The organism is Seonamhaeicola marinus, from assembly GCF_008085455.1.
This window is the reverse complement of the sequence record NZ_VSDQ01000679.1, coordinates 642,225-655,712: the sequence shown is the minus strand read 5'-3', so window position 1 is coordinate 655,712 and position 13,488 is coordinate 642,225. Positions and strand designations below refer to the sequence as shown.

10 protein-coding genes and 1 pseudogene are annotated in these 13,488 nt (G+C 33.0%); 8 read left to right on the top strand and 3 right to left on the bottom strand.

The features are described from left to right. Positions 1-72 precede the first annotated feature (72 nt). From gltB to gltD, 3 genes and pseudogenes are all read left to right on the top strand, one after another. Positions 73-4,587, top strand: a complete 4,515-nt coding sequence (gene gltB / locus FUA24_RS13995; protein ID WP_246147055.1) for a glutamate synthase large subunit — start codon at positions 73-75, stop codon at positions 4,585-4,587. 4 nt (positions 4,588-4,591) lie between these two features. Next, on the top strand, positions 4,592-6,055 hold the full coding sequence (locus tag FUA24_RS13990) for a glutamate synthase subunit beta (protein ID WP_148543362.1): 1,464 nt from the start codon (positions 4,592-4,594) through the stop codon (positions 6,053-6,055). A 365-nt stretch (positions 6,056-6,420) separates the two neighbouring features. Beyond that, positions 6,421-6,589 (top strand): annotated as a pseudogene (gltD, locus tag FUA24_RS26035) (glutamate synthase); the annotation flags it as partial. Between the two features lie 86 nt (positions 6,590-6,675). On the opposite strand, the gene FUA24_RS13980 reads toward gltD, so the two are convergent. After that, positions 6,676-7,299, bottom strand: coding sequence for a hypothetical protein (locus tag FUA24_RS13980; RefSeq protein ID WP_148543358.1), 624 nt, complete (start codon positions 7,297-7,299; stop codon positions 6,676-6,678). A 182-nt stretch (positions 7,300-7,481) separates the two neighbouring features. Between FUA24_RS13980 and FUA24_RS25230 the strand changes: the two genes are divergently transcribed. Beyond that, positions 7,482-7,625, top strand: coding sequence for a hypothetical protein (locus tag FUA24_RS25230; protein WP_187388284.1), 144 nt, complete (start codon positions 7,482-7,484; stop codon positions 7,623-7,625). A 16-nt stretch (positions 7,626-7,641) separates the two neighbouring features. On the opposite strand, the gene FUA24_RS13975 is transcribed toward FUA24_RS25230, so the two are convergent. After that, on the bottom strand, positions 7,642-8,289 hold the full coding sequence (locus FUA24_RS13975; RefSeq protein ID WP_148543356.1) for a response regulator transcription factor: 648 nt from the start codon (positions 8,287-8,289) through the stop codon (positions 7,642-7,644). Then, entirely contained in the window at positions 8,276-10,303 is a 2,028-nt protein-coding gene (locus tag FUA24_RS13970; protein WP_187388283.1) for a tetratricopeptide repeat-containing sensor histidine kinase, read from the bottom strand. Before FUA24_RS13970 ends, FUA24_RS13975 begins: the two co-directional genes overlap by 14 nt. Before the next feature lie 228 nt (positions 10,304-10,531). Between FUA24_RS13970 and FUA24_RS13965 the strand changes: the two genes are divergently transcribed. From FUA24_RS13965 to FUA24_RS13950, 4 genes are read left to right on the top strand one after another with little or no spacing between them, the layout of a single operon-like run. After that, positions 10,532-11,065: a hypothetical protein gene (locus FUA24_RS13965; protein ID WP_148543352.1), complete on the top strand. Its 534-nt coding sequence runs from the start codon at positions 10,532-10,534 to the stop codon at positions 11,063-11,065. 26 nt (positions 11,066-11,091) lie between these two features. Beyond that, positions 11,092-11,364: a hypothetical protein gene (locus tag FUA24_RS13960; RefSeq protein WP_148543350.1), complete on the top strand. Its 273-nt coding sequence runs from the start codon at positions 11,092-11,094 to the stop codon at positions 11,362-11,364. 57 nt (positions 11,365-11,421) lie between these two features. Beyond that, on the top strand, positions 11,422-12,444 hold the full coding sequence (locus FUA24_RS13955; protein WP_148543348.1) for a right-handed parallel beta-helix repeat-containing protein: 1,023 nt from the start codon (positions 11,422-11,424) through the stop codon (positions 12,442-12,444). 1 nt (position 12,445) lies between these two features. Continuing rightward, the gene (locus FUA24_RS13950; RefSeq protein WP_187388282.1) at positions 12,446-13,423 is read left to right on the top strand and encodes a T9SS type A sorting domain-containing protein; all 978 of its coding nucleotides are present in this window, start codon (positions 12,446-12,448) and stop codon (positions 13,421-13,423) included. Positions 13,424-13,488: the final 65 nt, after the last annotated feature.

The window sequence follows — 13,488 nt, the reverse complement described above, 5'->3', positions numbered from 1 at the left end:
TTATTATATATTTAAATTGTATAACTATCTTCGCTTACTTAGTCACGTTTTAAACCATATAATTAGTTGATTATGCTGAAGAAACAAGGATTGTACTCACCTGAATTTGAGCACGAAAACTGTGGTGCCGGATTTATTTGTAATCTTAAAGGAGAGAAGACAAATCAAATCATTCACGACGCTCTAGAAATATTAGTAAAGTTAGAACACCGTGGTGGTGTAAGTGCCGATGGAAAAACTGGAGATGGTGCTGGTCTATTAATTGATATCCCTCACGATTATTTTAAACGCGTTTGCGATTTTAATTTACCGGCTCAAAGAGAATATGCTGTAGGTATGGTTTTCTTACCAAAAGTGTATAACCAATACGAATATTGTAAAAACACTCTTGAAAAAGAAATAGCAAACCAGGGTTTAAGTATATTAGGTTGGAGAAAAGTCCCAGTAGACTCTACACAGCTTGGTCAAATAGCAAAAGCTTCTGAACCAGAAATTGAGCAAATTTTTATTGGTAAAACAGATGCTATTGATGAAGCTACTTTTAAAGCTAAATTATATGCTGCCAGAAAAATAGCTGAGCATGAAATTAGATTATCTAAGATTTCTCAGAGTGACTATTTTTATATTCCTAGTTTATCAACAACTACCTTAATATATAAAGGTATTATAATGCCTGAAGATATTGGGCCTTATTATACAGATTTACAACAAGAAGATCTTGTTACAAGATTAGCTCTAGTACATCAACGTTTCTCTACAAACACAATGCCTGCTTGGGAATTAGCACAACCGTTCCGTTTTATGTGTCAGAATGGTGAAATTAATACCTTAAGAGGTAACGTTTCAAGAATGCGTGTTCGTGAAGAGATTATGAAAAGTGATGTGTTTGGACCTCAAATAGACAAACTTTTCCCAATTGTACTTCCAGGTAAATCAGATTCTGCATCTATGGATATGGTTGTAGAATTATTAACGCATACAGACCGCTCTTTACCGGAAATCATGATGATGATGATTCCTGAAGCATGGGAGAAACACAAAACCATGAGCGAAGAGAAAAAGGCCTTCTATGAATACAACTGTTGTATCATGGAGCCATGGGATGGTCCTGCTTCTATACCATTTACTGATGGTGATTATATTGGTGCGCTTTTAGATAGAAATGGTTTAAGACCTTCTAGATATACCTTAACTAAGAGTGGCAAATTAATCATGTCTTCTGAAGTTGGTGTGGTTGATGTTGATCCTGCTGATGTTGAGTTACATGGTAGGTTAGAACCAGGAAAAATGTTCTTGGTAGACATGAATGAAGGACGCATCATTGACGATGAAGAAATCAAGAATAAAATTGTTTCAGAAAGACCATACAAAGAATGGTTAGATAAAACTAGGTTACACCTTAGAGACGTAGCTTACACAAATGAAACTTGCCCAATAGAGACTATTGATATTAAGACACGCCAACGTTTATTCAATTATACTATTGAAGATATTCAAGAGGTAATTACTCCAATGGCTCAAAAAGGTAAAGAAGCTCTTGGTTCTATGGGTATTGATACGCCTTTAGCTGTACTATCAGATAGACCCCAATTAATTTCAAATTACTTTAAACAATTATTCGCACAGGTAACAAACCCACCATTAGATGGTATTCGCGAAGAAATTGTAACAGATATTAGTTTAAATCTTGGTAAAGACCGTAATATTTTCAGTATTACTGAAAGACAATGTAGAAAACTAAGAATTCAAAATCCTGTTATTTCTAATGCAGATTTAGAAAAAATAAGAACAATTTCAATAGAGAGTTTCAAGGCTGAAACCATCCAAATGCTTTATCCTAAAGCTCAAGGTTTAAATGGATTAGAAGATGCTTTAGAAGATCTTGTTAAACAAGTAGAAAAAGCTTTAGATAGAAAGACAAACATTATCATTCTTTCGGATAGAGGGGTAAATAAGGACTTTGCTCCTATACCAGCTTTATTAGCTTGTTCTTATGTAAATCACCAACTAAACAGATTACGCAAGCGTTCTTACTTCGATATTATAATTGAATCTGCTGAACCTCGTGAACCTCACCATTTTGCAACATTATTTGGTTATGGCGCATCTGCAATTAACCCGTACATGGTTAATGAAATAATTAGAATGCAGGTTAAAGAAGGTTACATAACAGATTACAACGAAGATGAAGCAGTTGAAAACTTTAACAAAGCCATAGGTAAAGGTTTATTAAAGATTATGAACAAGATTGGAATCTCAACATTACACTCGTATAGAGGTTCTCAAATCTTTGAGATTGTTGGTTTCAACTCTGCTTTTGTTGAAAAATATTTCCCTTACACAGCTTCTAGGGTTGAAGGTATTGGGTTATACGAAATTGAAAAGGAAATTACCGAGCGTTATAAATACGCTTATCCAGATACTCAGATTAAGAACCGTTTAGGTTTAAATATTGGTGGAGATTACAGATGGAGACGTAATGGAGAACGTCATATGTTTAATCCTACTACTGTTGCTAAACTACAACAGGCTGTTAGGTTAAGTGATCAAAAAAGTTACGATGTTTACTCTAAAGCCATTAATGAGCAGTCTGAACGTTTAATGACTATTCGTGGGTTATTTGAGTTTGATCAATTAGATCCAATTCCATTAGAAGAAGTAGAACCATGGACAGATATTGTTAAACGTTTTAAAACTGGTGCAATGTCTTATGGATCTATTTCTAGAGAAGCTCATGAGAATTTGGCCATCGCCATGAACCGTATTGGAGGAAAGTCTAATTCTGGTGAAGGTGGTGAAGACAGAAGACGTTTCCAAAAAGATGTAAATGGAGATAGTAGAAACTCGGCTATTAAGCAGGTTGCCTCAGGACGTTTTGGTGTTACTTCGCATTACTTAACTAATGCAAGAGAGATTCAAATTAAAATGGCTCAGGGTGCTAAACCAGGTGAAGGTGGACAGCTTCCAGGTGAAAAAGTATTACCATGGATTGCGGATGCAAGAAACTCAACACCGTTTGTAGGTTTAATTTCTCCGCCTCCTCATCATGATATTTATTCAATTGAAGATTTAGCACAATTAATATACGATCTTAAAAACGCAAATAGAGAAGCTAGAATTAATGTAAAATTAGTTTCTGAAGTTGGTGTAGGTACTATTGCTGCTGGTGTTGCTAAGGCAAAAGCAGATGTAGTTTTAATTTCTGGTTTTGATGGTGGTACAGGAGCTTCTCCTTTAACATCTTTAAAACACGCAGGTTTACCTTGGGAACTTGGTTTATCTGAAGCACAACAAACATTAGTTCTTAATGATTTAAGAAGTAGAATTGTTGTTGAGTGTGACGGACAGTTAAAAACTGGTCGTGATGTAGCTATAGCAGCATTACTAGGTGCCGAAGAATTCGGATTTGCAACCGCTCCATTAGTTGCCTCAGGATGTATTATGATGCGTAAGTGTCACTTAAATACTTGTCCTGTAGGGGTAGCAACTCAAGATAAAGAGTTACGTAAAAACTTTAAAGGTACTCCAGAACACGTTATTAACTTCTTCTATTATGTAGCTGAGGAGTTAAGAGGTATTATGGCGCAATTAGGGTTTAGAACTGTTGAAGAAATGGTTGGTCAAACTCAAAAAATTAATGCTAATAAAGCTATTAAGCATTATAAAGCAAAAGGATTAGATTTATCTAGTATTTTACATAGACCAGCTGAATATCATGAGTTAACTATTAGAAATACAGAACAACAAGATCATAACTTAGAGGAAGTTTTAGACTTTACTATTCTTAAAGATTCTCATAGAGCACTTTATAGAAAAGAAAAAATGACTCTTGAATACCCTATAACAAACGTAGATAGAACCGTAGGTGCTATTGTTAGTAACGAAATTTCTAAAATTTACGGTCATTTAGGATTGCCTGAAGACACCTTAAATATCAATTTTACAGGTTCTGCAGGGCAAAGTTTTGGTGCCTTTGGCGCGCACGGTTTAACCTTTAATCTAGAAGGAAATACAAACGACTATCTTGGAAAAGGTTTATCTGGAGCTAAGCTAATTGTTAAGAAGCCAGCTACAGCAGACTTTGTTGCCGATGAAAATATTATTGTTGGAAATGTTTGTTTATTTGGTGCTGTTCATGGCGAAGCTTACATTAACGGTATAGCCGGAGAGCGTTTTGCAGTAAGAAACTCTGGAGCCACAACAGTTGTTGAAGGTGTTGGAGATCATTGTTGTGAATATATGACAGGAGGTAAAGTTGTGGTACTTGGTAAAACGGGTAGAAACTTTGCCGCTGGTATGAGTGGTGGTTATGCCTTTGTTCTAGACGAATCAGGACAATTCACTAATGGTTTATGTAATGAAGAAACTATTGATTTTGATCCTATTTCTAGTGAAGACGAAGCAGAATTAAAACAATTAATTGCAAATCACGTAGCTTATACTAATAGTAAAAAAGGTAAAAAAGTTTTAGCTGATTGGGATACATACATTAACAAGTTTGTTAAGGTAATGCCTAAAGAATATAAAGTAGCGTTAGAAAGAATTGCTAACGAAGAGCCAATGGTTGAAGAATTAGAAATAGCATAAGGTCATGGGAAAAGTAACAGGTTTTAAAGAATTTGACAGACAAGACGAAGCTTACAAGCCAGTAGATGAGCGTGTAAAGCACTATAAAGAATTTACTGTTCCTTTATCTGAGGAAGAAATCACAAAACAGGGATCTCGTTGTATGGACTGCGGTATTCCATTTTGTCACAGTGGTTGCCCACTTGGAAATTTAATTCCAGATTTCAACCATATGGTACACCAAGGTGAATGGCAGAAAGCATCATGGATTTTACATTCTACTAATAATTTCCCAGAATTTACTGGTAGATTATGTCCTGCACCATGTGAAAAAGCATGTGTTTTAGGTATTATTGAAGATCCTATTTCTATTGAAAATATTGAAAAGAATATTGTAGAACGCGCCTTTAAAGAAGGGTGGATTAAACCTCAGCCTCCAAAAGTTCGTACAGGCAAAACTATTGCTGTTGTAGGTTCAGGACCTGCTGGTTTAGCTACAGCTCAACAATTAAATAGAGCCGGCCATACCGTTACCGTTTTTGAAAGAGATGATGAAATAGGTGGTTTATTACGTTATGGTATTCCAAACTTTAAAATGGAAAAAGGCATTATAGATCGTCGTGTTGCAATTTTAGAAGCTGAAGGTATCACCTTCAAAGTGAATGTAAACGTAGGCGTTAATTATGATGTTGAAGAATTGAAAGCTTTTGATGCTGTTGTTTTATGTGGTGGTGCTACAGAAAGACGTAGCTTACCAACACCTGGCATTGATGCCGATGGCGTTGTACAAGCAATGCACTTCTTAACGCAACAAACAAAAGTTGTTTTTGGAAAAGAAGTAAAAGACCAAGTTTTAGCTACTGATAAGGATGTAATTGTAATTGGTGGTGGAGATACTGGTTCCGATTGTATTGGTACCTCGAACCGTCAAGGAGCAAAATCGGTTACCAACTTTGAAATTATGCCAAAGCCTCCGGGACACCGTTCTCCTACTACGCCTTGGCCTTTTTGGCCATTACAGTTAAAAACGTCATCATCTCACCAAGAGGGTGTTGAGCGTAACTGGTTAATTAATACAAAAGAATTTGTAACAGATAAAAACGGAAAATTAACAGCATTAAAAACTGTTAATGTTGAGTGGGAAATGGTTCCAGGACAACGTCCTAAATTAGTAGAAATTGAAGGCACTGAAAAAACATGGCCTTGTGATTTAGCGTTATTAGCTTTAGGATTTACTGGTCCAGAAAGTACTTTAGCAGATAAGTTAGGCATTGAAAGAGATGCTCGTTCTAACTACAAAGCTGAATACGGAAAGTACCAAACCAATATCCCAAATATCTTTACAGCAGGAGATATGCGTCGTGGACAATCTCTAATTGTTTGGGCAATTTCCGAAGGTAGAGAAGCTGCAAGACAAGTAGACATATACTTAATGGGTAAATCTGACCTACCAACTAAGAATGAGGCAGGTGATTTAGTTGCTCTTTAATAAATAAAAGGCTTAGTTATATAATGAAAAGCGAACTTAAAAAGTTCGCTTTTTGTATACTTAATTATTTAAACAAGGGACCTTCAAGTATTATTGGTGCAGCAAAACAACACCCGCTTTCAAGTTGGGATTGATCTTTGGTATTTAAATTTTCTTCTTCTAAGTCAATGTCCTCAGCTGTGCAACTGGAAATAACCAATATTAAAATTATGAACGGTAATGTTTTTAAATAATTGAATGCTTTCATGAATTGATGTTCTAAATTAGAACTGAAAATAAAACTAACCTTTTACCTTAAATAAGTTATATTTTTATTAAAAAAAAGAATTTTCTTTATTTAGCTCTAGGTTTATTAAACAGATTTTTCTGGACTGCCTAATATTTTTACATATAGGTGATATGCGCCGTGGACAACCTCTAATTGTTTGGGCTATTTCTGAAGGCAGAGAGGCTGCAAAACAAGAAGATATTTATTTGATAGGTAAATCTGATATGCCGTCTAAGAATAAAACTGATGATTTGGTAGCTCTTTAGAACATAATACTTTAAAATAAAAAAAACCGAACTCGTTTGAGTTCGGTTTTTATTTACTTTGGATTTACCATATATAGATATGTGGGTTAAAGAATTAACTCGAAAAAACGCTTTTTTTCTATTCCTTTATTTAACTGCACAACAAACTTTTCCTTTATTACATCATCAACTTTTCCTTTCTTAAACTTCTTTTTGTTTTTATTAAAGGTCTTATAAAAAGCTTCTAGTACAATTTCATTTAATTCATTTTTACAATTCATTAATAGTACTTCGTCAATTTTATCTTCCTGAAGTCTATCTGCACTTCGATACAAAATGTTATTTAATTCTTCTCCTGTTATTAGATTTTTTTCTGCATATATCTCTATTTCCTTTTTATTATGATCCTTGAAAAAATCGAAAACATTACTTTTCATAGATTTACTTCCTCCATTGAGGAATATATAATACTGAGATAAAACATTTAAAGTTTTCCTACTTGGCCTATTATAATCTGTGAAAACAACCTTTTTTGCGAGTAGGTTTTCATATAATTTCAGTGCCCTTCGAATAGTCCTAACGGATACCTTATGGTAATCTTCATAAGATCCGTTGTTAGCTATTTCCATAGGTTCATTTTTAATTTTCATATTACTTAATTCTTTTTTGTACTTAATTCTATCTATTAAATACATAAATGCCGGAACTTCTTGTGGGGAAAGTGTATCCATAACCTGTAATTTAAATTTAGCCTATTCAAAATTATAAAAAATACAATTCCCTCCATTTATTATTTCAACTTATTTGAAAATGAGAGACATATGTCACTAGATAAAAACATCAAAGAGACATTTTAAAAGAAGTCACTAGTTATTTCAGCTCTTTGTGATAGTTAAATCAAAATTATCATAAAATGAAAAATTCAATTAAACCATTAGCACTAGCAGTAGCCGTAAGTTTAATAACTATGGCATGCACACCAGAAAACATTAATTCAACAACTTCTACAGATCCAGGAAAGGAGGATCCAAAACCTCCAACAAATCCTAATGGTTAAAATCCAGTAAAAATATCTAAGTATTACTATTGCCCTCCCTATTTCCATTTATATATTTCGTATAAATGGAAATTAGGTGAGCGGTATTTTTTGCTTCCATTTTTTTTGCTAAGTTCTTAATATGGGTCTCAACCGTTCTATTACTTATAAACAGCTTTACAGCAACCTCCTTTTGAGTTAGACCGCTGGAAATCAAGTCTATAATTTCTCTTTGCCTTTTCGAAACATCAAACCACATCCCAATTTCTAACATGGCATTTATATTGCTATCAATATAGGTTCCTCCCTTATAAATGGTTTCTAAAGCCTCAAGGGTTTCTTCTACTCCCAACTGCTTGTCTAAATACCCATCAACTTTTATATCTTTAAATAAGACATTATAATTCTCTATTTTGGCTTGTTGAGTTAAAATAATAACCTTTTTAGATGGATAAAAAGACTTCACTTTTCTTGCAATATCAAAACCATTATAATCCTCAGATTCAAAATTAAGATCTAAAATCACAAAATCAATATCTTCTTTTTCCAATTTATCAAGGGCTTTTTCATAGTTATGCGCTAAGCAAATTTTGGAAACATAATCTGGATATTGCTTTAGCAATGATTTTAAACCTTGAGCAAATATTTTTGAATCATCCACTATGAGAACTTTAATAGGCTTCATTTTTAAATATATTTTTTGCGGAAAAAACCAATTGCACCTCTGTTCCAGATTCCACTTTCTTTATTTGACATAAACCACTGAGTATTTCACACCTTTGTTTAATATTTAATAATCCAACCCCATCTTTAGATTTTTTATTTATGCCTATACCGTTATCTCTAAAAACAATATTTATTTGCTTTTCTTCATCAACAAAATAGTCTATTGTCAATTTATTTGCCTTAGAATGCTTTTCAATATTATTTAATATCTCCAGTAAAATACCATAAAAATTATCTTGAAATATAGCAGTCGTATCATTTAGACTTTCGGGTATTTCATTTTCTAACTCTACAAAGACTTTGCTATATAGCTGAAATTCCGACAACCTAGATTTGATTATATCCGTAAACTTTCTGTTACCAATAATATGATCTAAAGGAGACAATCTATGAGAAACTATTCTAATCTGTTGGTTAATATCCTTAAGTTCTTTTGTTATTTTATCTATCTCATCCTTAGGTCTTTCTACTTTTTTAAGCGCTAATATCCTTAGCCTAAGACCATCATAATTCGTTGTAATGATATCATGTAAATCCCTAGCTATTAACTTTTTTATCTCTTCTTGCCCAGAGTAAACAGCAGTTAATTTATCTATCTTAAGACCTTGTTTAATATTTTCTTGTCTTATTCTGTAGAAATAATAACTAACTCCAAGAATTATACATATTAAAATAATACTAATAAGAAGTAAATTTTTGCTTTTTATATTCTTGCTCTGCTCTAAAAGCACTAATTCTTTATCTCTATTGGCTAGCTTGAGCTTCAATATCTCATTATTTTTATTTGAATGGTCAAACCTAGCATGTAAACTTTGAATAGTTTCATTCTGTTGAGAATCAAAAATTATTTTATAAATTTCTTTAAATTGGATTAGGCTTGTATACGCTTCTTGGTAGTTTTTCGTTTTTTGAAAATATTCGGCTCTATTTTCTAAGTAGTTTAATGTTATAATTTTATCGGAAACCTTAACAGCATGAACACTTAAACTATCAATATACTTCTTTGCTTCATTTAGTTTATTTTCCGTTAAATATAAACTTACAATACCATTATAATCGTACAACAAAGACAATGTGTCTTTTAAACTCCTATTGATTTGAATGGATTCCTTAAAATGAATTTCAGCTGCATCTGTTTTTCCTATCCTCACATATGTGTCAGCAAGATTATATTTAGCCGAAGCTAAGTTTAAACTTTGTGGCTTTAACAACTTAATACCTTTATTATAATAAAACACAGCCGAGTCGTATTCCTTTAAGCTATGAAATGTATTCGCTATGTTAATATAAGTTCTACCTTTTCCCGTGAGACTTTTAGATTCTCCTTGGAGCTTTAAGGCTTGATTATAATAGTACCTTGCCTGATTATAGTTATGTATATGATTATGAATATTACCTAAAACTGAACAAACATCTGCTAGTTTCTTATCATTTTTTAATGAGGTATAACCGTTATAAGCTTTTATTAAATAATTAAGTGAAATCTCGTATAGCTGTAAATCTTTATACACTCTTCCTGCATATAAAAATATATTACTTTTTGCCGAATTGTCTGCTACAGTATTGTCTAATATATTAAGGCTTCCTTCTAAATAATTTAGAACACTATCTTGTTCTCCAATAGTCTCTTTGACCAAAGATATATTAAAATATAAATCGGCCGCATTATTGGTTAAACTGTCTAGTACAAGACCTTTCTTGTATAAACTTTCTGCTAACTCATACGTTCCTTTTGTATGATGGTAAACTCCTATTTTTTTGTAAAATTTCGCTGCTAAAAGATTCTCGTTATTATCTAAAGATTTTGCTAAACCTAATTCATACAACTTTAAAGCACCGTTATAGTCTTTTCGCTTATTTAAACTATCTCCTGCAATAATATATGCACTAGCATCTAAATTTTGCTCTTTAGAAATGTCTGTTTGAGCCGAAGTAAAACTCAAAAAAAAGAAAAAAAGTAGAAGTAATTTCAAGTTCATTTAAACGAAAATCACCTTACCAAGTTAAAAAAAATTGAACTTTTAAACGTTTTTTCTTTCAAATTACGGGAATTTACGGATTGAAATCTAAGGTATCTTGTAGTAATCTTGGTACTGAAAATGAATCTTATAAGAGTATTCATTCCCTAAAACCTATCATTTCTCCTGCCTCCTCATTGTTATCGCAACATTAGCTATTAATCAACAATAAATAAAACCATTATGAAAAAATTTACTTTAGGCCTTCTTTTTGTGTTTTTAACATACCTCTCAGCAAATGCACAAGAATTTGAAGCAAACACTAATATTATTAATGTTGGAATTGGTTTTGCGGGAGACTACGGTTTTTATTCTTCGGCAAATGCGAGTCCAGTATTTAGTGCAAGTTATGATAGAGGCGTTTGGGATGTTCCTGGCCCAGGAGTTGTAGGGCTTGGTGGCTATATAGGTCATAGAACATTTAAGTATTCTAGTACTTCGGAATATAAATGGTCACAAACGGTTGTTGGGGTTCGTGGTACCTACCATTATAACGGCTTCAACATAGACAAGCTAGATATATATGCCGGCTTCCTAGTAGGCTACTATTTCTACTCCAATAAAAATACAGATAGCGCATTTAGAACTTACAGTAACAGCTTAGATCATTCTGGATTCATTGGCGGACGTTGGTTTTTTACCGAGCATATTGCTGGATATGTAGAAGCTGGATATGGTATAAGTAATATCTCTCTAGGAGCTGCCTTCAAATTTTAAACTAACCATTTAAATCAAAATATAAAATGAAAAAATTTTTACTAAGCTTAAGTCTCGTTACACTATTTCTAATTTCTGGGTGCTCTCAAGCAGAAGCTCTAAAAGATACTCTAGATGCTACCGAATGTTTAGCCAAATTAACAAGACTATCAAACAATGATGATGATTACACTTGTAAAGAGCAAGTAGCCGAATTAAAAAGCCTTAGAAAATCATGTCGCTCTTTGGATGATGATGGACAAATCCAGGCATTAATTGATCTACTTGAGGCCTCAGAAGACTGTTTGAACGATAACTAAGTTAAATTAGTTGAAACACAAAAAATGCTATTAATCCATATTTAAAACTACAAAACAATGAAAACCAAATTACTCTTTTTAACAGCTTTGCTATTTGCATGTATAGTAACAGCCCAAAGTACAATAACCGTTGATAATTCTGTTGGAGCTAATGCCCAATATAATGATTTACAAAGCGCCATTTCTGCCGCCAGTAATGGAGATATCATCTACGTACACGCCTCTGAAATTAATTACGGAGATATCGATATTACTAAACCAATAACACTAATAGGTTTTTCTCATGGAGATACCGATAAAAAAACAATGATTGATGAAATAGACTTGTTGGATAATGCATCGAATGTTACCATATCTGGTTTCAATATTACAGATGACATTAATGCCTTAAATCCCAGTACTGAAATCAATAACTTAATTATTGAAAACAATGATATAGAAGGCACGTTTTGGTCAAACAACAGCAATGCTGGAGTAAACAACATGATAATTAGAGGTAATGTTCTTTATAGAATAAGCAGTAATTCAAGCACCTGGACTAATTACAGAAACACTATAATTAGTAACAACGTAATTAGAGATTGGATTTACATTAATTTTCATGAGTCGGTAACCATTAAAAACAACATTTTTATTGATGGTTCTTACCCAGTAAACGTTGGAAATTCAAGCGGCGATTTAGAAGTACAAAACTGCATTTTCTATGAATCATCAAGTGCAACGATTAATGCTAACTCCACAGGGGTTGTTTATGAAAATTGCTTGTCATATAACCTTGGTTCTGGTAGTTATAGTAGCCTAAGCGGATCCAATAACCTTAACAACCAAAACCCAAATTTTGTTAGTGCAACTGGTGGTGTTTTCGATGCTGAAAATGACGATTACAATTTGCAAGCAGGTTCTCCTGCTATAGGCTCTGGTGTTGGTGGAGTAGATATGGGAATCTATGATGGGGGCTCTTTTACTTTTAACAACCAAGGCTACACCAATGGTATACCAACAGTAAAAATTACAAATATTACCGATAGAATAGCCGTTGGAGCTAATCTTAGTGTAACAATTTCTACTAATGCCAATTAATATGAAAAGGCTTGTTTTATTTTATATTTTAACGTTTACCATTTATTCAGGATTTAGTCAAAGTATCACTAGTGCTGAGTATTTTTTTAACACAGATCCTGGTGTTGGAAATGGCACGTCTTTAAACGTAAGTGCTAATTCTGGTAATTTAACACAAACATTTAGCATTCCGACTAACACACTTTCTGATGGCTTTAATTCATTTTACATTAGAACTTTAAATAGTGATGGTAACTGGAGTTTATACGAAAGGCAGACCTTCTACACCAAAAATTTTGTTAGCAACAATATAACAGCTGCTGAGTATTTTTTTAATACAGACCCAGGGGTTGGTAACGGTAATGCTTTAAGTGTAGATAGTAATACTGGGCAATTAGCACAAACATATACAATTGCAACAACTAGTCTTTCAGAAGGGTTTCATTCTTTTTATTTACGTACCAGAGACAATGGTAACACTTGGAGTTTATATGATAGACAAATTATATATATTAAAGATTTTGATTTAACCCCAGATGAAGTATCTTCAGCAGAATACTTCATAGATACAGACCCAGGTGTAGGCAACGGAACTTCAGTTTCGTTTGGAAACTCTCAATCTTCTCAAGTTTTAAATATTGATACCACAGGTTTATCTGAAGGGGATCACTTGTTTTATATAAGAGTTCAAGATGCTAATGGCGATTGGTCTATTTACGATACTGCTTTGTTTACAATAGATAGTAGTTTGAGCACAGAAAACAGTTTATATTCTAGTATTAAGTTAACTCAAAACCCATTTGTTGATAAGCTTAAAATAGATATTCCTGATCATATGGAAATCAAAGAAGTGAAAATTTACGATGCTCTAGGACAGAAAGCTTTTTATAGTTCAGAAAACAATGCTGAACTTAACCTATCCCACTTAAAAAGTGGCCTATATATTTTAAATTTAAATACCAATGTTGGTTCTACCTCATTTAAAATACTTAAAAAATAAATTTTAAGTATTTTAATTTTTAAAACCGAACTCTTGGAGTTCGGTTTTTTGTTTTTCAACTATAA